The following is a 17,657-nucleotide window of genomic DNA, read 5'->3' as shown; positions in this document are numbered from 1 at the left end:
GTGTACCGCCCCCAAGAGGATTCGTATCTGCTCGCAGGCGCGCTTGCGGACGCAGGCGGTACGAAGGGTGCGAAGGTGCTCGACTTCTGCACCGGGACAGGGTTTCTGGCGGTGAACGCCGCCATGCTCGGTGCCTCGTCGGTGACCGCCTTCGACATCAACCCGCGAGCCGTGTTCAGCGCCCGCGTCAACGCGTGGTCGCGCCGGCTGCCGATCCGTGCCCGGCAGGGAGGCCTGGACGAGGCGTTGCGCCACGGTCCGTTCGACATCGTCTTGTCGAATCCGCCGTACGTTCCGTGCGACGGGGAGAACCGCGACCCGCGCTGGGATGCCGGCGCCGACGGCCGCTGCGTGCTCGATCCGTTGTGCGACAGCCTGCCCACCCTGCTCACGCCCGGCGGATTCGCGCTGATCGTGCACTCCGAGTTCACCGGTGTGGAGGCAACACTGTCCCGGCTGCGCGAGGCGGACCTCAAGGCATCCGTCGTCGCCCGCAGCCGTATCCCCTTCGGACCGGTCCTTCGCAACCGCACGGACTATCTGTACTCGTCGCAGCTGGCGGAGCCCGGGGCACTGACCGAGGAGGTGGTCGTCGTCCGCGCCGACCGCCCCCGCACGAGGAGTTGAGAACGTGAGCAAGGCACCGAAGATCACGCAGCTCACCGCCGACGGAGAGTGCGAAGCACGGGTCGTGCGGCAGGTGAGGGGCGGTCCCACCCTCGTCGAGGGCCCGGTGCGGATCGTCGAGGACGACGGCGCCGAGACGGTCTCGGACCGTTTCGTGGTGGCCGTGTGCCGGTGTCACCGCAGCGCGCTGTACCCCCTCTGCGACACCAGCCATCGCGCACTCCGTACGCCGAAGGCGGCGGCGCGCACCGACACCTAGGGCATCGAACTAACCTTCCGGTCCGGGCCGGTCCCTGCACAGGGGCCGGCCCGGACGTCGTTCCGGGACCCCGGGCCGCCGGTCGGCCTGTCGTATCGGGGCGGGGTCGTAAGGGTCCGGAAACGACGAATCCCGGGTGCCGTGAGCACCCGGGATTCGCAGTTCTGCCTCGTGCCGAACGTCTCCTTCCGGCACGGACGATCGACAGGGGGTCAGTACCAGTGCGCGCGTCCGCCGATCGCCCGGCCCGTCGCGCCCAAGATCGCAAGGATCACGCCGATCACCAGAAGTATCACTCCGAGTGTGGTGAGGATCGAGATACCGGTGAAGAACCCCACCACCAACAGAATCAGACCCAGAATGATCATTGTCGCCACCTCAGATGTCATGACCGAAACCTGGAAGCCTCGGTGCCCGGCGATCGAATAACCGGGTTGGTCCGTTTCCAAACGTTTGTGACTCGCCTGATCCGGACAAATTCATTCGACGCAGGTCACGGGACGTCCGGTGCGCCCGGATGTTTGGATTCCACCGTGCCTCGGGTATTCGCCTTCCGACACACCCGAGAGCATTCCGGAGGAAGAATATGTCGAACTCGAGCTATACGGTTCCCGGTCTGAGCGATGCCGACGGCTCGCGCACCGCGAAGATTCTCCAGGAGCGCCTGAGTGCCTACAACGATCTGCACCTCACGCTGAAGCACATCCACTGGAACGTCGTCGGTCCGAACTTCATCGGCGTCCACGAGATGATCGACCCGCAGGTCGAGCTCGTGCGCGGATACGCGGACGAGGTCGCCGAGCGGATCGCCGCGCTCGGTGCGTCGCCCAAGGGCACGCCGGGCGCCATCGAGAAGAACCGCACGTGGGACGACTACTCGGTCGGCCGCGACACCGCGCAGGCGCACCTCGCTGCGCTGGACCTTGTCTACGACGGCATCATCACCGACAACCGCAAGGCGATCGACGAGGTCGGCAAGCTCGACCCGATCACCGAGGACCTCCTGATCGGCCAGACCGGCCAGCTGGAGAAGTTCCAGTGGTTCGTCCGCGCGCACCTCGAGAACGCTGCCGGTATTCTCCCGAACGCCGATGCGCAGACGGAGAAGGACGCAGCGGAATCGGCCCGCTGACCGGGACACCCGGACGATACCGACGATGCCGATGGCTTCCACACCCCGAACCGGTCTGCCACGACGCATCGTCGTCACCGGAGCGAGCGGAAATGTCGGCACGGCGCTCCTGCGCCGGCTGGCCGCTCACCCCGCGCAACTCGATATCGTCGCGATCGCGCGCCGGATTCCCCCGGCGCGCGATCCGTATGCGGCGGCGAAGTGGTGCGCCGTGGACCTCGGGGCTCCCGACGCCGCCCGGGTCCTGACTCCGATCTTCGCGGAGGCCGACGCCGTTGTGCACCTGGCCTGGGGATTCCAGCCCTCGCACCGTCGCGACTATCTCCGGCGGGTGGCGGTGGACGGTACCCGCGCCGTCATGACGGCCGCCGCCGACGCCGGTGTCGCGCACGTGATCCACATGTCCTCCGCCGCCGTGTACTCCGAGGGCGCCTACCGTCGGGAGGTCGACGAGTCGTGGGCCCGCGAAGGCGTGCCCACCTGTGTCTACAGCGTCGACAAGGTTGCGGCGGAGACATTCCTCGACGACTTCGAGTCCGGCACGAACGTGCCCGTCCTCACCCGTTTCCGCCCGGGATTCATCGGGCAGCTCGTCTCCGGCTCGGGCCTCGAACGCTACGTGCTGCCCGAGTTCGTGCCCGCCGGCATCACGAACCATCTGCCGTTGATCCCGATCGATCACAAGCTCACGATTCCCGCCGTGCACTCCGACGATGTGGCGGACGCGCTGGTCGCAGCGCTCGAGCGACGGGTGCCCGGTCCGTTCAACCTGGGTGCACCGACCCCGGTGGGAGCGCGGGACTTCGCCGCTCCGTTCGACTGCCCGACGATTCCGGTGCCGCGATGGGGTCTGTCGGCGCTCGCCGAAGCGACCTGGCGCCTACGGTTGCAACCGGTGCAGGGCGGATGGATCGACCTCGCCTACACCTGCCCGATGCTCGACTGCAGAAGGGCCCGCGAGGAACTCGGATGGTCGCCGAAGTACGACGGTCCCGAGGTGTGGTCCGAGACGGTGCGCGGCATGCGCAGCGCGACGGGCACCGACAGCCCCGTCCTCTCTCCGCGCAGCGCGCGCGAACGACTCGCCGCGCTCGTCGAACGTGGGCCCATCGGCCGGCGGATACCGCCGTAACACTCTCGGCCGTAACGCTCTCCTGCGCAGAACCATCCGCCGCCCTCCGTCGTCCCCTGCTGGGCCGTGGAGGGCGGGTTCGTGGAGGGCTGGTTTCGTGGAGGGCCGGATGCGGTATCCACCACCATGACGAAACCATCGAATCGAGCTCACGCTCCCACCACTGCGTCCCGAGCTTCGGGCTGGGTCGGATACGCCTGCATCCTCGCGGGGATCGCTGTCGTCGCTCTCGTACTCTACGCGGCGGGCGACGGATTCGAGGGATGGGTGATCGTCGGAGCCATCGCTGCCGCCGTGCTCATCGTCGTCGGCGTGGTGATGTCCGCGCTCAACCTCCGTCGACGCCGCCTCCGCGGGTCCGGTGGTACCCCCACACACGAACCCGGCCTGATCGACTGAGCCGGGACCCCGGCACCGACGAGTGGAGCCCCGGGACGCACTGTCCCGGGGCTCCACTCGCTGTCTCGTACCCGAGTGTCAGGCCGGTGCCTCCGCCGACGTGAGGAGCGAGCTGCGACCGGCGGTCCATCTGCCCAGCAGATGGCTTCCGAGCCGGCCCTCGAGGAACTCGATGGCCTGCGCACCGAACGAGATGTCCTGCGCCCGAGCCGGATCCTGTTCGATCATGTAACCCACCACGTCGTGCCGCAGGACGAGCTCGTGGACGGCGTCGGCCTCGATGTGCTCGGAGTAGAAGAGGACGCACGCGTCGTCGGCGCCCAGACGCTCGAGAGCCTCGACCATGCGGCGGGCGCTGGGGGCGGTGGTGATCTCGGCCGCGGCGAACATCCCGACCAGCATCGGCGTATATGCGCGGTGCAGACCGCACAACGACATGAAGTTCACCGTTGCAAGGGTGACGGCGGGAACGACGTCGAGATAGCCCAGATAGTCGTCCTTCAGGCCGGCGGCGAGCAGCAGGTCGGCGAACAACCGCGAGTGCATGCGCTCGGCCCGACCTCCGCCGTACTCGTCGAACTCGACGGCGACCAGCGCGGCTTTGGCGCGACCGGACAGTCGCGGGATCGCGAGGGCGTGTGGGTCCGCTTCCTTGAGGTGGTAGATCGAGCGATGCACGAAGAACTCGCGCATCATCTCCCACGTGCCGTTCGCGGCGAGCTCGTGGGAGACACCCCACGAGTCGTCCGGCTCGCGGCACAGGTCCTCGAGGACACCCTGCGGATCGTCGGAAGCCGGGACGTCGGCGCGCAGCCGATCGAGGAAGATGCGCTCGAGACGCGCCCGGACCCCGAGCGGGCCCGGTGCCCATTCCCAGGCCGGGTCGACGCCCGCGAACCCGCGGTAGTGGAGCTCGTAGAGAACGGCCAGAGCGAGTTGGACGTCCTCGCCATAGGCATCCGCGCCGTCGGTCGCGACGTCCCACACGGCATCGTCCACCGGGCCACCGAGTCGCTCGACGATCTCGGCGGAGATGGGTCCGCGGGGCGTGGGAAGCGGAGCGTCGTGCACGTCGCACATCCGGGTCTCATGAGCCATACGCCGGGGTTACCCTCTCGGAGCAGTGCAGAAACGACCCGTCGGTCGGTGCAGAAACGACCCGTCGGTCGGTGCAGAAACGACCCGTCGGTCGGTGCGGACCGGGGAAACGGGCGTGAATATCGATGCAGCCTGTGGGTATCCGGCGGCCATGAGCGAGGACCGCGAACGAGAACCACACACCATCGACGATCCCGGTGAGACCGACGAGATGGCCGAGCGCCCCGCCGACGAGATGCGCGGTTACGTCGGCCGCGGGTTGCTGTCCGGCCGCAAGGCCCTCGTCACGGGCGGCGACTCCGGCATCGGACGGGCGGTCGCCGTCGCCTTCGCGAAGGAGGGTGCCGACGTCGCGATCGCGTACCTCGAGGAACACCGCGACGCCGAACACACCGCCGACCTGGTGCGACGCGAGGGCCGCACATGCCACGTGATCGCGGGCGACCTCGGCGACGCGCAGCACTGCCGGGCGGTGGTGGCCGAGACGGTCGAGCAACTCGGTGGCCTCGACATCCTCGTCAACAATGCCGGCACCCAGCAGCCTGTCGACGATTTCGCCGAGTTGAGCGAGGAGCAGTGGCGCCACACCTTCGCCGTGAACATCGACAGCTTCTTCCACGTGACGAAGGCGGCCCTGCCGCATCTGACGCCGGGCGGTTCCGTCATCAACACCGCGTCGGTCAACGGTCTGCGCGGCAACAAGACGCTCATCGACTACTCGGCGACCAAGGGCGCGGTGATCGCCCTGACCTACTCGCTCGCGCAGGCACTGCAGGACAGGCAGATCCGCGTGAACTGCGTGGCGCCCGGACCGGTGTGGACACCGTTGATCCCGGCGACGATGGACGCGGAGAAGGTCTCCGAGTTCGGGCAACAGGCCCCTTTCGGCCGCGCCGCGCAGCCCGACGAGATCGCCCCGTCCTACGTCTTCTTCGCATCGGAGACGATGTCGTCGTACTACAGCGGTGAGGTACTCGCCCCGCTCGGCGGCGAGACCATGCCGGGCTGACCGGGTGAGCCGGTAGAGAGCAAGAACGGTCGGGCGGCGGCCGGGGTCTGCGCGCGACACTGAACGCATGACCTTCGGCCGTGATCGACTGCGGGAACTGCTCGACGCCGTTCTCGACGAGAACAACGCGACCCTCGAACGGATGGCGCAGCACGCCTACGCGTCGCAGTGGCACTTCAGCCGCACCTTCGCGGTGGGCACCGGCGAGTCGCCGGTGGCGTTGCGGCGCCGGGTGATGCTCGAGCGTGCCGCCTGGCAACTGCGTCACGGCAGTTCGGTCACCGATGCGGCGTTCGCCGCCGGCTACGACAGCGTCGAAGGGTTCGCCCGGGCCTTCGTCCGTGCCTACGGATATCCGCCCAGCGAGGCCGCCCGGGTGCTCGGCACCGGCCGTAGGGATCCCGGGGCGCCTGCGCCCGTCGACCCCGGGGCGCCCGCACCCGTCGACCACTGGGCGCCCGCGCCCGTCGATCACTGGTTGCCCGCCCCCAACGGCGTACATTTCCATCCGCCCACCAATCTCTGGGTCGAGGAGGACGGAGGGCGGTCCACCGCGCCCGACTACCCGGCCGCCGAGGTCCTCGCGCAGATGGTGCAGCACGACCTCGCGGACACCCGCTATCTCCTCGAGCGCGCCACCGAGCTCGACGACGACGAGCGCGACCGGATCAGGTTCCCCGGACTGGTGGTCCTCGAATGGGACGGTCCCGAGGAATCCGTCTCACGTGTGCTCGGCAACCTGGTACGTGCCAAGGAGATGTGGTTGGCCTCGATGGCCGGCGCTGACCACCCCGAGGATTCTGACAACGGGATCGACTCTCTGACAGTGCGTTTCGAGGAAGTTGCTCCGCGCTGGGTGGAGACGATCCGCGACATCCATCGCCGCGGCGCCTGGGGCGACGTGCTCATCGACGCCCTGTGCGACCCTCCCGAGAGCTTCGTCCTCGGGGGAGTGGTCGCCCACGTCCTAACCTTCGCCGCACACCGCCGTCAACTCGCGCGGCACATGATGCGGGCGGTCGGGCTCGACGTCGATCACGGAGATCCACTCGACTGGAACAGGAGCAGCTCATGACCCGGATGATCTACTACACCGCAAGCACACTGGACGGCTTCCTCGCCACCGAGGACCATTCGCTCGACTGGTTGCTCACCCGGGAGTCCGGTGACGGCGGGCCGTTCGACTACGAGAAGTTCATCGCCGGTATCGGCGCCATCGTCATGGGATCGTCCACCTACCGCTGGGTGCTCGACCATGCAGGCGAGGACAAGTGGGAGTACGACCTGCCCTGCTGGGTGTTCACGCATCGCGACGACCTGCCCGTCGCCCGGGCAGGCGACGAACCCGGCGACATCCGCTTCACGCAGAAGGACGTCCGTCAGGTCTACGACGAGATGGCCGAGGCCGCGAACGGCCGCGACCTGTGGATGGTGGGCGGCGGTGATCTCGCCGGACAGTTCGCCGAGCGCGGTCTGCTCGACGAGCTCGTCGTCTCCTTCGCGCCGGTGACCATCGGTTCCGGCCGTCCGTTGCTCCCGCTACACGTGGAGATGCGCCTCACCGAGCTCGGGCAGAGCGGCGAGTTCGCCGTCCTCCGCTACGAGGTGCTGAAGGAATCCACCGGTCGGTTGTGATGCGAGTCACGTGCAGGTACCGTCGGCATCGAGAGGGACACACCTCGTCCGAGGAGGCCGGTCGTGAAACTCAATCTGTTCGTAGCCTGGAGCGCCTATGCGCTCGCACTCGCCTCGATCCTGATGATCGCCCTGACGATCGTCGCCGCGGGGTACGGATTCTCGGGCTGGGCGCTCGTCGCGGCGCTCGGCGCTGTCGTCGCACTCGGCGCGGCATTCGGCATGATGGCCGGAACCGTGCGCCGAGACCGCAGACGGCACTACGACACCCCGCATCTGTTCTGAGGGTGATACCTGACGCGAGTCGGTGAAAGCCGACTCGCATCACTCACACGACATCACGACTCTGCGAGTCTGTGACATCACGACTCTGCGAGACATCACGACTCTGCGAGACATCACGACTCTGCGAGTCGGCGCTTCTCCGTTTCGATGTCGAAAGTCGGCTCCGGCCAATCGAGGTCGAGACGTTCGAACGCGTCGATGAGCAGTTCCGTCACCGCGAGGCGGCTGTACCACTTGCGGTCGCACGGTACGACGTACCAGGGCGCCTCGTCGGTGCTGGTCCGATCCAGCATGTCCTGATAGGCCTGCTGGTACTGCGGCCACAGGGCGCGCTCCGAGACATCGCTCGGGTCGTACTTCCAGTGCTTGTCGCGGCGCTCGAGGCGCTCGGCGAGGCGCTTCTTCTGCTCGTCCAACGAGACGAACATCGCGACCTTCACGATGGTCGTGCCCTCCCGGACGACTTCGCTCTCGAACCGGTTGATCTCGTCGTAGCGTCCGCGCCAGACATTCTCCGGCACCAGTGATCTCACCCGCGCGACCAGCACATCCTCGTAGTGCGACCGGTCGAAGACGCCGAGCTGACCGTTGCGGGGGAGGGCCTTCGCGATCCGCCACAGGAAGTGGTGCCGCTTCTCCTCCTCCGTCGGCACCCCGAAGGCCTTATGGTCGACGCCCTGCGGGTCGATTTGGCCGACGACGTGACGCACCATGCCGCCCTTCCCGGCGGTGTCCATGCCCTGCAGGATCAGCAGCACCGAGCGGGTGCCGCCGGTCCGCCCCTCGGCGAACAGCATCTCCTGCAGATCGGAGAGGACGGCACCACGTTCGGCGAACAGACGTTCGCCGAGCGCCTTGTCGCCGTCGAATCCCGGGGTGCCGTTCGTGTCGATGTCGGCGACGCGGGTCTCGGGCGTCGCCCGGAGGGCTTCGACGATCGATGCGGGCCGGAAGACGTCGTCCTTCGTCATCCCGCCAGCGTGTCACACGCAGGCGTCATCGGGCGTGTGCCACACGCAGTGGTCATCGGGCGTGTGCCACACGCAGTGGTGATCAGGCGGGATCGACACCGTCGGTCTCGGTTGGCAGAGGGTAGGGCGGTCGCGAGATGCCGTCGACCATGTGGCTGCCCCACAGGTCGACCTCCGAGATGCGGGCGGTCGCGGTCTCGGGGGCGTCGGGCACCGTAATCGTCACGGTGGTGCCGGGGGCGGGCGAGGCGTCTGCTCCGAGGGTCTCGGCGAGCCTGCGGAGCCGGCCGCGCCACACGTGCCGGCCGAGCAGGGGGTCGAAACGTCCGGAGATCTCGACGTCGACGGCGACCGTGCGGTTGCCCACGGTGACCTCGGCGGGACCGCGGTAGCCGGGATCGTCCTCGTCGTGCAGGTCGTCGGCGTGGTCGCTCATACCCGCACTATACGTGCAACTTCGAGTAACAGTAAAGGTGTCGATCAGGGAGTGGTCGACGACTCCGGCAGGAGTGGATGCGGTTGCGACTTGAAGCGCACCGGAGATCCGGCGACTCCGGCGATGCCGTTCATGCCGCCCCAGATCATCATCGTCAGATAATCGATCAGGTCCTCGGCGGTCATCGACTTGTTCGAGATCCACCAGTGCGTCGCGAGCTGGATGCCGCCGACGATTCCGTACGCCCACGGCACGGCACCACCCGAATCCATCTCGAGCAGCCGCAGCCGTTCCCCGAGGACGGTAGCGACGAGTTCGGCGATCATCCGCTCCGAATCGGCCACCACGTCGCGCCCCGCCGACGCGCTGTTGCTCATCACGTACAGATAGACCTCGGGATCGTCGGCGACGGTCTCGACGTAGGCGGTGATCGCCTCCCGGGTGAGCTCGTACTCGTCGAGATCCTCCGCGACCGCCGCGTAGATCCGGGGAGCGAGGACCGTCTCGACGTACCGCAGCATCGTCGCGGTCGTCAGGTCGCTCTTGTCGGTGAAGTAGCGGTAGAGCACCGTCTTCGACACGCCGATCTCGGCGGCGATCTCGTCCATGCCGATCTCGTGGCCGCGGGAGCGGATCGCGTTGATGGTGCCGTCCACGAGCTCTTCCCGGCGGGCGATCTTGTGCTCGTGCCAGCGCCGTTTGCGGCCGTCCTGCTTCACGGGCGGGGCGGCCTCGCTCGAGGTCGTGGTCGAAGTCGTCTGCGGTCTGCTGGACACTGTGTGGCACATCCGTTCGGTTTCGATCGTCGGCTCAGTCTACGATCCGGCCCCCCGTCCTTCAGAACTCGAGGGCGATCCGTCCGCCGAGTGCCGACTTTCGGCACAATCGATCGGGTGCAGCTCCTGACGACCGACGACGAGATCAAACGCCGAGAACTCCGCCGTATGAAGGCGGTCGCGACCGGCTTCCTCGTCGCCGCCGCGATCATCTATCTCTTCTGCCGCTGGCAGGAAACCCGCGGCGCCGGCGCATGGGTGGGTTACGTGCGCGCGGCTTCCGAGGCCGGCATGGTCGGCGCGCTCGCCGACTGGTTCGCCGTGACCGCCCTGTTCCGGCACCCACTACGGATACCCATCCCGCACACGGCGATCATCAAGCGGAAGAAGGACCAGCTCGGCGCCAACCTGAGCTCGTTCGTCGGCAACAACTTCCTCGCACCCGAGGTGGTGTCGGCCAAGGTCGAGTCGGCGCAGATCCCGCTGCGGGTCGGTACCTGGCTCGCCGAACCCGAGAACGCCCAGCGTGTGGCCAAGGAGACGTCGACGGTCCTGCGCGGCGTGGTCGGAATCCTGCGCGAGGACGACATCCAGCAGATCATCGACCACACCATCGTCAAGCGGATCGCCGAACCGGAATGGGGACCGCCCATCGGGCGTGTCCTCACCGAACTCCTCGCCGAGAACCGCCACCTGCCGCTCGTCGACATGCTCGCCGAACGCGCGCACCAGTGGGCGCTCGGGAGCCAGGAGACCATCGACCGCGTGATCAGCCGCGACTCGCCGTCGTGGTCGCCGAAGTTCGTCGACCTGCTGCTCGGCGAGAAGATCCACCGCGAACTCGTGGAGTTCACGTGGAAGGTGCGGTCGAATCCCGACCACGAGGTGCGGCTCGCGGTCAACAAGTTCCTCGCCGACTACGCCCGCGACCTGCAAAGCGATCCCGTGACCATCGCCAAGGCGGAGAAGGTCAAGGCCGAGATCATGGGCCGCGACGAGATCACCGGGCTCGCCGCGGCGACCTGGCGGACGGCCAAGCGAATGATCCTCGACTCGGTGGACGACCCGAACAGCACCCTGCGCACGAAGATCGCGGAGAACGTCATGGCGTTCGGCATCCGGGTGCGTGAGGACGCCGAGCTGCGCACCAAGATCGACGGCTGGTTGCTCGACGCGGTGCGTTTCGTCGCGTCCAACTACGCCGACGAGATCACCTCCGTCATCCGCGAGACGGTCGAGCGCTGGGACGCCGAGGAGGCCAGCCGCAAGATCGAACTCGCCGTGGGTCGCGACCTGCAGTTCATTCGCATCAACGGCACGGTGGTCGGCTCACTCGCAGGGTTGACGATCTACACGGTCTCGGAGTTGCTGTTCGCGTGACGACGGTCACGTGCTAGCAAGGTGCTTGCTGTAGCTAGCACTTGTCCGTAGACTTGTCGGTGTGTCCACGGAACCAGATCCGATCGAGGGCTCGGACACGCCGGACGACAGCGCCGGACCGGGGGATATCGCCGTTCGGGTGGTCAACAACGCCGCCCAGGACATCGGTGCCTTCATTCGGTCGCAGCGCGAGGCTGCACAGGTGTCGCTCCGCCAGTTGTCGCAACTGGCCGGTGTCAGCAACCCGTACCTGAGCCAGATCGAACGGGGCCTGCGCAAGCCGTCCGCGGAAGTGCTCGCCCAGATCGCCAAGGGGTTGCGGCTCTCGGCCGAGGTTCTCTACGTGCGAGCGGGGATCCTCGAGCATCGAGCGGAGAGCGCCGTGCGCGACGCGGTGCTCGTCGACACCGTTCTCACCGAGCGGCAGAAGCAGGTCCTGCTCGACATCTACGACTCGTTCTGCCGAGAGAACCAGCAGAACACCGGCGAGGCCCGGCCCGACCATCCGACAGACTTCGACGAGGAGAAAACTCCATGACCGATCCCACCAACATCCGTACCTCCCTCTACGCCGCGGTCGGTGCCGGCGACGCCGTCGTCCAGGCCGTCGCCGACCTCGTGGCCCAGGCGCGCCGACGTGCGGAGACCAACCGCACCGAGGTGGCCGAGCGGGTCGAGACCGCCCGCGACCGCTTCGCGACCCTGCCCGCCGATCTCACCGAGACCGTCGAGTCCCTCCGCGAGCGTCTCGCCGAACTCCCGGCCGAGCTGCCCGAGGAGATCGCGGAGCTGCGCGAGCGCTTCAGCACCGAGGAGCTGCGCAAGGTCGCCGAGGCGTACCTGAAGGTCGCCTCCGACCTCTACACCGCACTTGCCGAGCGCGGTGAGGAGACCATCGAGCGTCTGCGCTCCCAGCCGGCCCTCGAGGACGGCCTCGGTCGCGCCGAAGCCGTGCTCGGCGACGCCGCCGACCTCACCGAGGAAGCCCTCGGGACGGTGGCCCGCCGGACCCGCGAGGTCGGCGAGCAGGCCGCTAAGCTCGCGGGTCGCGCGGCCGGCCGCATCTCCGAGACGAGCGACGAGGTGAGCGAGGCCGTGTCCGACGCCGGCGGCAAGGCCGCCGAGCGCGTCGTCGAGCTCGGTGAGCGTGCCGAAGAGACGGGCTCCGAGACCGCCGGACGGGTCGAGTCGGCCCGCGGCGAGGTCCGCGAAGCGGCCGACAAGGCTGCGGAGAAGGTCGAGTCGGTGGCCACCCCGGTCGAGCCGGTCGAGGTCACCCCGGCCAAGGCTCCGGCCAAGAAGACTCCCGCCAAGACTCCGGCGAAGGCCCCGGCCAAGACGGTTGCCAAGACGCCCGCCGCCAAGGCTCCGGCCAAGACCGCCGCCAAGACCCCGGCGAAGAAGACCCCTGCCAAGAAGGCGGCTCCGCGCAAGACCAGCGGTTCCTGACCTGCAGTGATCGATCGGCCCTCGTGCGAACTCGCACGAGGGCCGATTCTCGTAGACTGGTGTGGTGACCAATGTCGATTCACTTGCCGGTCTGATCATCCTCGCGCTGCAGATCATCGCCATCGCCGGGGCGGGATTCGCGCTGTTCCACGTCGTGCGTCAGCCCGCCGAGGCGTTTCCGGCCGTCGACAAGCTGACCAAGCCCGTCTGGCTCGGCATCCTCGTGGCCGCGTTGCTCGTCCTCGTCGTCTTCGGCGCGGTGGGTCTGCTCGGGATCATCGCGGTCGTCGCCGTGTGCGTGTACCTCGTGGACGTCCGTCCGCGGGTCGAGGAGGTCCAGCGCCCTCGGTGGTAGGGGGTCGGGCCTCCCTTTCGCTTGACAAGTGTGATCCAGATAATGACACTTCGGGTAACGGATAATTTTCCGAGACGAGGTGATCGGCGATGACACTCCTGCGAAAGCACGACAGCCTGCCGGGTGAACACTCCACGGATCACCGGCAGGAGACCGCGCAACGCCTGCTCGATTCGTCGGCGCGGCTCTCCTACGATCCCGAGCTCGAGATCGACTGGGACGCGCCGCTCGTGGACGGCAAGTACGGCATGACCCCGGAGTGGTGCAGTCTCTACGGCACCGACCTGTGGGAACGCATGTCGGAGGATCAGCGCATCACCCTCACCGAGCACGAGGCCGCGAGCATCGCCGGCACCGGGATCTGGTTCGAGATGATCCTCATGCAGATGCTCGTCCGCGATCTCTACCGGCACGATCCGGCAACCCCCTACGTGCAGTTCGGGCTCACCGAGATCGCCGACGAATGCCGGCACTCGATCATGTTCGCGCGGTCGGCGCAGCGATACGGCATCCCCTCCTACCGGCCCAAGCGTTGGATCCGCGAGACCGGCCGGCTGTTCAAGGCCGTCGCGCGCGGCGCCCTCGCCTACGGCGGCACCCTGTTCGCCGAGGAGATCCTCGACATGATGCAGCGCGATTTCATGCGCGACGAGCGGGTGCAGCCCATCACCCGGACGGTGAGTCACGTCCACGTCGTGGAGGAGTCGCGGCACATCCGCTACGCCCGCGAGGAGACACGCAGGCGCTCGGCCCGGCTCGGACGTCTCGAGCGGGCATGGATCCGGATCCACCTCGGGGTGAGCGCGTACTTCGTCGTCACCAGCCTCGTGAACGACCAGGTCTACGCCGCGGCCGGACTCGACGTCGCCGAAGCGAAGAAGGCCGCGCAGGAGAACAGGCACTACCACGACAAGCTCCGTCAGGGCACTCGCCGCACGGTCGAGTTCCTCGACGAGGTGGGACTGATCGGCGGTCCGTCCACTCTGCTTCTGCGTCGCGCGCACGTCCTGTGACGTCGCGCTGCTCCACCGAACCGACAGGAGAATTCCACCCGTGAGAAAGCCGTCCCCGACCGCGTCGATCGCCGCGGGCTCGATCGTCCTCGCTGCCGCGGCGACCACCGCCGTGCTCGTCCGCCGGCGTCGTCGGACGGTCGTCCGTACCGAGGACGTCGCCCCGCACGAGCTGCTGCGCGAACCGGAACTCGAACCCGAGATCCTCGACGTCCGCGCCGACGACGGTGCCCGGCTGAACGTGCTCGCCTATGGCGACGCGGACGCTCCCGTGCTGGTGTTCTGTCACGGCTGGACGTGCAACGCCGCGTACTGGACCCCGCAGATCAACGCCTTCGCGGAGAACTACCGGGTGGTGGTCTACGACCAGCGCGGGCACGGCGACAGCGAGGCCGGGGCGCGGACGCTGGGAGCAGACGTGCTCGCCGACGATCTCCAGACGGTCCTCGACGCTGTGGTCCGGCCCGGTTCGAAGGCCGTGCTCACAGGTCACAGCATGGGCGGGATGAGCATCATCGCGTGGGCCGAGAAGTACCCGGAGAACGTCGGCCGCACGGTCGCAGGCGTGCTGCTCGCGAGCACCGGCACCGACCGGCTGGTCGCGGACTCGGCGATCGTGCCGCTGCCGCAACGCTTCCCGCGGGTGCCGGTGCCCGTCGCGAGCCGGCTCATGGGTGCGACCGTCCCGTTGGCGGCGTCCCCGGTGACGACGCGGGCCCTGCGCTACGTGGCCCTGTCGCCCGGTGCGAGCGCCGCCGAGGTGCAGTTCTGCGAGAAGATCGTGCTCGGCTGCCCGCCGCGCACGCGGGGCGGCTGGGGCAGGGCCCTGAGTGCCCTCGACATCCGTGAGGGTCTGCGCAATCTCACCGTGCCGACGACGGTGCTGGTCGGCACCGCCGACCGTCTCACCCCGCCTGTCCACGCCCGGCGTCTCGCCGAGGAACTCGACCGTGCGGGCAACCTCGAACGTTTCGTGGTGCTCGACGGCATCGGCCACATGAGCTCGGTCGAAGCGATCGACCGGTTCGACGAGGAGCTCGCGCACCTTGTCGAACGAGCCGGTGTGCCCGTCGGCTGAGCCGATCACTCGCACGCACGTCGGCTGAGCCGATCACCCACGCACGAAAGACCGGTCCATCCGCTCGCGGGTGGACCGGTTTCGGCTCGGGGGATCTACCGGAAGACGACGGTCTTACTGTCGTGCACCAGCACCCGATCCTCGAGGTGCCAGCGCAGACCGCGCGAGAGGACCAGCTTCTCGACGTCGCGGCCCTGACGGACCATGTCGCTGACGCTGTCGCTGTGACTGACGCGGATGACGTCCTGCTCGATGATCGGGCCCGCGTCGAGTTCGGCGGTGACGTAGTGGCAGGTCGCGCCGATGAGCTTCACGCCGCGCGTGAAGGCCTGGTGGTAGGGCCGTGCGCCGATGAACGACGGCAGGAAACTGTGGTGGATGTTGATCGCGCGGCCGGCCCAGTGCTCGCACAGTTCCTCCGGGAGCACCTGCATGAACCGGGCGAGGACCACCGCGTGCGGGTCGTGGGCGTCGACGAGCTTGCGGACCTGCTCGAAAGCCGGTGCGCGCTCGGCGGGATCCTTCGGGAACGACACGTAGTGGAAGGTGATGCCGTGTCGCTGCGCGACCGGTTCGAGATCGCGATGGTTGCCGATGACCGCGCAGATCTCGGCGTCGAGTTCCCCTGCGGCGACCCGTCCGAGGATGTCGTGCAGGCAGTGCCCTTCCTTGCTGACGAGCAGCACGACGCGCTTGCGCTTGCCGGTGTCGGAGAGCGTCCATTCGGTCTGCGGGCCGATGTCGGCGGCGACGCTCGCGAACTTCTCGCGCAGCTCGTCGAGTCCGAACGGGATCGACGACGCCCGGACGGCCTGCCGGGTGAAGAACCATCCGGTGTCTTGATCGGCGTGGTAGGCCGCCTCGACGATCGAACCACCGACCTCCGCGAGGAAGGTCGCGATGCGGGCGACGATCCCGGTGGTGTCCGGGCAGCCCAGGGTCAGAACGTAACGTCGATCGTCGGCGGATGAGGCGAGCGTCATGCCCCGATTCTCTCAGGTGACACACGGCGTCCTACTTCCGGTCGGCCCTGCTCCCGGTAGACCCTGTCTCCGGTCGTCAGCCCGAGACCGGAGGACGTCGAACCGTACCCGTGGCGACGAGAGTGGTCGCATCGATCGTGCGCAGTCCGCGTGCGGTGACCTCCTCGGCGATCTGCTGCCGCACCGCCGCCACCTGCCCGGAGTCGAGCCCGGTCAGCACCGCGCGCAAACCGGTGCCCGTTACGAGCGACCAGCACAACTCCTCCGTCGCCGGAAGGAGATTCGACAGGGTGCGGACCTCCACGGAATCGGTTCCGGCGTCCGCGAGCCACGCCTCGAGTGTGTCCGGAGTGTCGATCCGGTGCAGGGGTGTGCGGTCGCGCAGGACGCCGCGCTCGCGCAGCCCGGGGGAGTAGCGCGACGCGACATCGAACACGATCGACGAGAACTCCTCCATCGCGCCGCGTCGCCAGACCGTCACGCCGGCGCGTCCGCCCTGCCTCACGAGCGAGACCAGACGCCAGAAGGTTCGGTCCATGTCCGGGAGGAAGAACACCCCGTAGGAGATCGACAGCACGTCGTAGCCGGCGTCGGGTACGTCCGACGGTGCCTCCCACTGCGAGGCGTCCGCACAGACGAATTCGATGTTCTTCAGGCCGCGGCGTTCCGCGGTCAGGCGGCCGTGTTCGAGCATCTCGTCGGCGACGTCGACGCCGTGGACGAGACCTTCGGGTCCGACGGCGGCGGCGGCGGGAAGCGCGGACGATCCCGTTCCGCAACACGCGTCGAGCACCGCCTCGTCGGGGGCGACGCCGAGCTGGAAGACCAGTGCCTGCCCGGCCGGTCCCCACACCGTCGGGGTCAGCTCGTCGAAATCCCCGCTCGCCGCGTCGAAGGTGCGTGCGGTCTCGGCGGAATCGGCCCAGGGGTTCTCGGGATCGTCGTTCATGCCTGCTCCTCGAGGGCGTAGAACGGCTCGGCGTACCGGAAGGTGCCCCGCAGCTCGGGGTCGTGTGCCGTGAGCGCCCGTGCCTGGAAGTGGGACGCCCACTCCTCGACGTCGGGGGAGATCCCGAGTTCGGCGGCGGGCACGAAACCGAAGCGGGGGTAGTAGTCGGGATGTCCGAGCAGGAGCACGATCGACTCGTCCAGGGCATCCGCCGCACCGAGCACGGCGTGCATGAGAGCGGCGCCCACGCCGGAGCGCTGGAAATCGGGACGGACACCGAGTGGACCGAGGCCCAGGGCAGGGGTGGCGCCGACGTGACCCCGGGTGGCGACGACCTGGCCGACGATCGCGCCCGAGGCGTCCTCGGCCACGAGCGACAACGGCGGCAGCCATGCGTCGCTCGCCCGCAACGACGCGACCAGGCCGGGCTCGACCGGCTCGCGACCTTCCGGGGCGAACGGCGCGAACGCGGCGCGATGCACGTCGGCGGTCGCACGGACGTCGGCGGGGAGTTCTCGACGGATCAGCACGCGATCATTGTCGTGGCCGAAGCGGTGCGGCGGTATCGAATTATCGCCGTCTGCTGTTCCTCCGGACCACCACGACGGCCACAACTGCGACGAGAAGCGCGATCACCAGGATTTCCATGGGAATCGACTACCCGGCACGGGGCGAAGCCTGCTGAGCACGG

Annotated in this window: 23 protein-coding genes; 15 read left to right on the top strand and 8 right to left on the bottom strand. The window is 68.1% G+C overall.

Annotation, left to right across the window (positions count from 1 at the left end):
• Together K3M35_RS11385 and K3M35_RS11380 are read left to right on the top strand one after the other, a co-directional pair.
• Nucleotides 1-627, top strand: coding sequence for a HemK2/MTQ2 family protein methyltransferase (locus tag K3M35_RS11385; RefSeq protein WP_019291159.1), 627 nt, complete (start codon nucleotides 1-3; stop codon nucleotides 625-627).
• 4 nt (nucleotides 628-631) lie between these two features.
• Nucleotides 632-886 (top strand): CDGSH iron-sulfur domain-containing protein, encoded by a 255-nt coding sequence (locus K3M35_RS11380; protein ID WP_019291160.1) that lies wholly within the window; start codon nucleotides 632-634, stop codon nucleotides 884-886.
• Between the two features lie 212 nt (nucleotides 887-1,098).
• Here K3M35_RS11380 and K3M35_RS11375 read toward each other — a convergent pair whose 3' ends face one another.
• On the bottom strand, nucleotides 1,099-1,254 hold the full coding sequence (locus K3M35_RS11375; RefSeq protein WP_006552398.1) for a DUF6131 family protein: 156 nt from the start codon (nucleotides 1,252-1,254) through the stop codon (nucleotides 1,099-1,101).
• Nucleotides 1,255-1,472: 218 nt separating this feature from the next.
• Between K3M35_RS11375 and K3M35_RS11370 the strand changes: the two genes are divergently transcribed.
• The 3 genes from K3M35_RS11370 (at nucleotide 1,473) to K3M35_RS11360 (ending at nucleotide 3,549) form a co-directional block, all read left to right on the top strand.
• Nucleotides 1,473-2,018 carry a Dps family protein gene (locus tag K3M35_RS11370; RefSeq protein WP_064061809.1) on the top strand — a complete coding sequence of 182 codons (546 nt, stop codon included), beginning with the start codon at nucleotides 1,473-1,475 and terminating at the stop codon, nucleotides 2,016-2,018.
• Between the two features lie 25 nt (nucleotides 2,019-2,043).
• The gene (locus K3M35_RS11365; RefSeq protein ID WP_064061808.1) at nucleotides 2,044-3,150 is read left to right on the top strand and encodes an NAD-dependent epimerase/dehydratase family protein; all 1,107 of its coding nucleotides are present in this window, start codon (nucleotides 2,044-2,046) and stop codon (nucleotides 3,148-3,150) included.
• A gap of 126 nt (nucleotides 3,151-3,276) precedes the next feature.
• Nucleotides 3,277-3,549 (top strand): hypothetical protein, encoded by a 273-nt coding sequence (locus K3M35_RS11360; protein WP_006552395.1) that lies wholly within the window; start codon nucleotides 3,277-3,279, stop codon nucleotides 3,547-3,549.
• 78 nt (nucleotides 3,550-3,627) lie between these two features.
• Here K3M35_RS11360 and K3M35_RS11355 read toward each other — a convergent pair whose 3' ends face one another.
• The gene (locus K3M35_RS11355; RefSeq protein WP_081263513.1) at nucleotides 3,628-4,647 is read right to left on the bottom strand and encodes an iron-containing redox enzyme family protein; all 1,020 of its coding nucleotides are present in this window, start codon (nucleotides 4,645-4,647) and stop codon (nucleotides 3,628-3,630) included.
• A gap of 151 nt (nucleotides 4,648-4,798) precedes the next feature.
• On the opposite strand from K3M35_RS11355, the gene K3M35_RS11350 reads away from it, so the two are divergent.
• The 4 genes from K3M35_RS11350 (at nucleotide 4,799) to K3M35_RS11335 (ending at nucleotide 7,576) form a co-directional block, all read left to right on the top strand.
• Nucleotides 4,799-5,656, top strand: coding sequence for an SDR family oxidoreductase (locus K3M35_RS11350; RefSeq protein ID WP_217579554.1), 858 nt, complete (start codon nucleotides 4,799-4,801; stop codon nucleotides 5,654-5,656).
• Between the two features lie 67 nt (nucleotides 5,657-5,723).
• Entirely contained in the window at nucleotides 5,724-6,731 is a 1,008-nt protein-coding gene (locus K3M35_RS11345; protein WP_220666428.1) for a helix-turn-helix transcriptional regulator, read from the top strand.
• The gene (locus tag K3M35_RS11340; RefSeq protein ID WP_024101753.1) at nucleotides 6,728-7,291 is read left to right on the top strand and encodes a dihydrofolate reductase family protein; all 564 of its coding nucleotides are present in this window, start codon (nucleotides 6,728-6,730) and stop codon (nucleotides 7,289-7,291) included. The genes K3M35_RS11345 and K3M35_RS11340 overlap by 4 nt, the downstream gene beginning before the upstream one ends.
• Nucleotides 7,292-7,354: 63 nt before the next feature.
• A complete protein-coding gene (locus K3M35_RS11335) occupies nucleotides 7,355-7,576 on the top strand; it encodes a hypothetical protein (protein WP_200358490.1) in 222 nt (73 codons plus the stop codon).
• Between the two features lie 113 nt (nucleotides 7,577-7,689).
• Here K3M35_RS11335 and K3M35_RS11330 read toward each other — a convergent pair whose 3' ends face one another.
• From K3M35_RS11330 to K3M35_RS11320, 3 genes are all read right to left on the bottom strand, one after another.
• Nucleotides 7,690-8,547, bottom strand: coding sequence for a polyphosphate kinase 2 family protein (locus K3M35_RS11330; protein WP_064061806.1), 858 nt, complete (start codon nucleotides 8,545-8,547; stop codon nucleotides 7,690-7,692).
• A gap of 82 nt (nucleotides 8,548-8,629) precedes the next feature.
• Nucleotides 8,630-8,983, bottom strand: coding sequence for a DUF4873 domain-containing protein (locus K3M35_RS11325; RefSeq protein WP_019291167.1), 354 nt, complete (start codon nucleotides 8,981-8,983; stop codon nucleotides 8,630-8,632).
• Between the two features lie 44 nt (nucleotides 8,984-9,027).
• Complete coding sequence (locus K3M35_RS11320) at nucleotides 9,028-9,771, bottom strand: TetR/AcrR family transcriptional regulator (protein ID WP_024101752.1); 744 nt, start codon at nucleotides 9,769-9,771, stop codon at nucleotides 9,028-9,030.
• Nucleotides 9,772-9,927: 156 nt separating this feature from the next.
• Here K3M35_RS11320 and K3M35_RS11315 point away from each other — a divergent pair, with 156 nt between their 5' ends.
• From K3M35_RS11315 to K3M35_RS11290, 6 genes are all read left to right on the top strand, one after another.
• The gene (locus K3M35_RS11315; protein ID WP_259443923.1) at nucleotides 9,928-11,139 is read left to right on the top strand and encodes a DUF445 family protein; all 1,212 of its coding nucleotides are present in this window, start codon (nucleotides 9,928-9,930) and stop codon (nucleotides 11,137-11,139) included.
• A 61-nt stretch (nucleotides 11,140-11,200) separates the two neighbouring features.
• Nucleotides 11,201-11,677: a helix-turn-helix domain-containing protein gene (locus K3M35_RS11310; RefSeq protein ID WP_006552384.1), complete on the top strand. Its 477-nt coding sequence runs from the start codon at nucleotides 11,201-11,203 to the stop codon at nucleotides 11,675-11,677.
• Nucleotides 11,674-12,588 (top strand): heparin-binding hemagglutinin, encoded by a 915-nt coding sequence (locus K3M35_RS11305; RefSeq protein WP_220666427.1) that lies wholly within the window; start codon nucleotides 11,674-11,676, stop codon nucleotides 12,586-12,588. The genes K3M35_RS11310 and K3M35_RS11305 overlap by 4 nt, the downstream gene beginning before the upstream one ends.
• Nucleotides 12,589-12,652: 64 nt before the next feature.
• On the top strand, nucleotides 12,653-12,943 hold the full coding sequence (locus tag K3M35_RS11300) for a DUF2516 family protein (protein WP_024101750.1): 291 nt from the start codon (nucleotides 12,653-12,655) through the stop codon (nucleotides 12,941-12,943).
• Nucleotides 12,944-13,032: 89 nt separating this feature from the next.
• Nucleotides 13,033-13,956 carry a diiron oxygenase gene (locus tag K3M35_RS11295; protein WP_006552381.1) on the top strand — a complete coding sequence of 308 codons (924 nt, stop codon included), beginning with the start codon at nucleotides 13,033-13,035 and terminating at the stop codon, nucleotides 13,954-13,956.
• 40 nt (nucleotides 13,957-13,996) lie between these two features.
• Nucleotides 13,997-15,034, top strand: coding sequence for an alpha/beta fold hydrolase (locus K3M35_RS11290; protein ID WP_064061803.1), 1,038 nt, complete (start codon nucleotides 13,997-13,999; stop codon nucleotides 15,032-15,034).
• Between the two features lie 95 nt (nucleotides 15,035-15,129).
• Here K3M35_RS11290 and purU read toward each other — a convergent pair whose 3' ends face one another.
• The 3 genes from purU to K3M35_RS11275 all read right to left on the bottom strand — a co-directional run bounded on the left by purU (nucleotide 15,130) and on the right by K3M35_RS11275 (nucleotide 17,496).
• Nucleotides 15,130-16,017, bottom strand: a complete 888-nt coding sequence (purU, locus tag K3M35_RS11285) for a formyltetrahydrofolate deformylase (RefSeq protein ID WP_220666426.1) — start codon at nucleotides 16,015-16,017, stop codon at nucleotides 15,130-15,132.
• A gap of 76 nt (nucleotides 16,018-16,093) precedes the next feature.
• Nucleotides 16,094-16,966, bottom strand: coding sequence for a class I SAM-dependent methyltransferase (locus K3M35_RS11280; protein ID WP_220666425.1), 873 nt, complete (start codon nucleotides 16,964-16,966; stop codon nucleotides 16,094-16,096).
• Complete coding sequence (locus K3M35_RS11275; protein ID WP_064061802.1) at nucleotides 16,963-17,496, bottom strand: GNAT family N-acetyltransferase; 534 nt, start codon at nucleotides 17,494-17,496, stop codon at nucleotides 16,963-16,965. The genes K3M35_RS11280 and K3M35_RS11275 overlap by 4 nt, the downstream gene beginning before the upstream one ends.
• Nucleotides 17,497-17,657 lie beyond the last annotated feature (161 nt).

The organism is Rhodococcus sp. DMU2021, from assembly GCF_019641445.1.
In the GTDB taxonomy this organism is placed as follows: domain Bacteria; phylum Actinomycetota; class Actinomycetes; order Mycobacteriales; family Mycobacteriaceae; genus Rhodococcus; species Rhodococcus pyridinivorans.
Note: the sequence above shows the minus strand (reverse complement) of the source record. Positions and strands in the feature narration are given on the sequence as shown.

Coding starts and splice junctions, on each gene's coding strand:
- K3M35_RS11375 (WP_006552398.1), bottom strand. CDS start 1,254: ATGATCATTCTGGGTCTGATTCTGTTGGTGGTGGGGTTCTTCACCGGT.
- K3M35_RS11370 (WP_064061809.1), top strand. CDS start 1,473: ATGTCGAACTCGAGCTATACGGTTCCCGGTCTGAGCGATGCCGACGGC.
- K3M35_RS11365 (WP_064061808.1), top strand. CDS start 2,044: ATGCCGATGGCTTCCACACCCCGAACCGGTCTGCCACGACGCATCGTC.
- K3M35_RS11360 (WP_006552395.1), top strand. CDS start 3,277: ATGACGAAACCATCGAATCGAGCTCACGCTCCCACCACTGCGTCCCGA.
- K3M35_RS11355 (WP_081263513.1), bottom strand. CDS start 4,647: ATGGCTCATGAGACCCGGATGTGCGACGTGCACGACGCTCCGCTTCCC.
- K3M35_RS11350 (WP_217579554.1), top strand. CDS start 4,799: ATGAGCGAGGACCGCGAACGAGAACCACACACCATCGACGATCCCGGT.
- K3M35_RS11345 (WP_220666428.1), top strand. CDS start 5,724: ATGACCTTCGGCCGTGATCGACTGCGGGAACTGCTCGACGCCGTTCTC.
- K3M35_RS11340 (WP_024101753.1), top strand. CDS start 6,728: ATGACCCGGATGATCTACTACACCGCAAGCACACTGGACGGCTTCCTC.
- K3M35_RS11330 (WP_064061806.1), bottom strand. CDS start 8,547: ATGACGAAGGACGACGTCTTCCGGCCCGCATCGATCGTCGAAGCCCTC.
- K3M35_RS11325 (WP_019291167.1), bottom strand. CDS start 8,983: ATGAGCGACCACGCCGACGACCTGCACGACGAGGACGATCCCGGCTAC.
- K3M35_RS11320 (WP_024101752.1), bottom strand. CDS start 9,771: ATGTGCCACACAGTGTCCAGCAGACCGCAGACGACTTCGACCACGACC.
- K3M35_RS11315 (WP_259443923.1), top strand. CDS start 9,928: ATGAAGGCGGTCGCGACCGGCTTCCTCGTCGCCGCCGCGATCATCTAT.
- K3M35_RS11305 (WP_220666427.1), top strand. CDS start 11,674: ATGACCGATCCCACCAACATCCGTACCTCCCTCTACGCCGCGGTCGGT.
- K3M35_RS11295 (WP_006552381.1), top strand. CDS start 13,033: ATGACACTCCTGCGAAAGCACGACAGCCTGCCGGGTGAACACTCCACG.
- purU (WP_220666426.1), bottom strand. CDS start 16,017: ATGACGCTCGCCTCATCCGCCGACGATCGACGTTACGTTCTGACCCTG.
- K3M35_RS11280 (WP_220666425.1), bottom strand. CDS start 16,966: ATGAACGACGATCCCGAGAACCCCTGGGCCGATTCCGCCGAGACCGCA.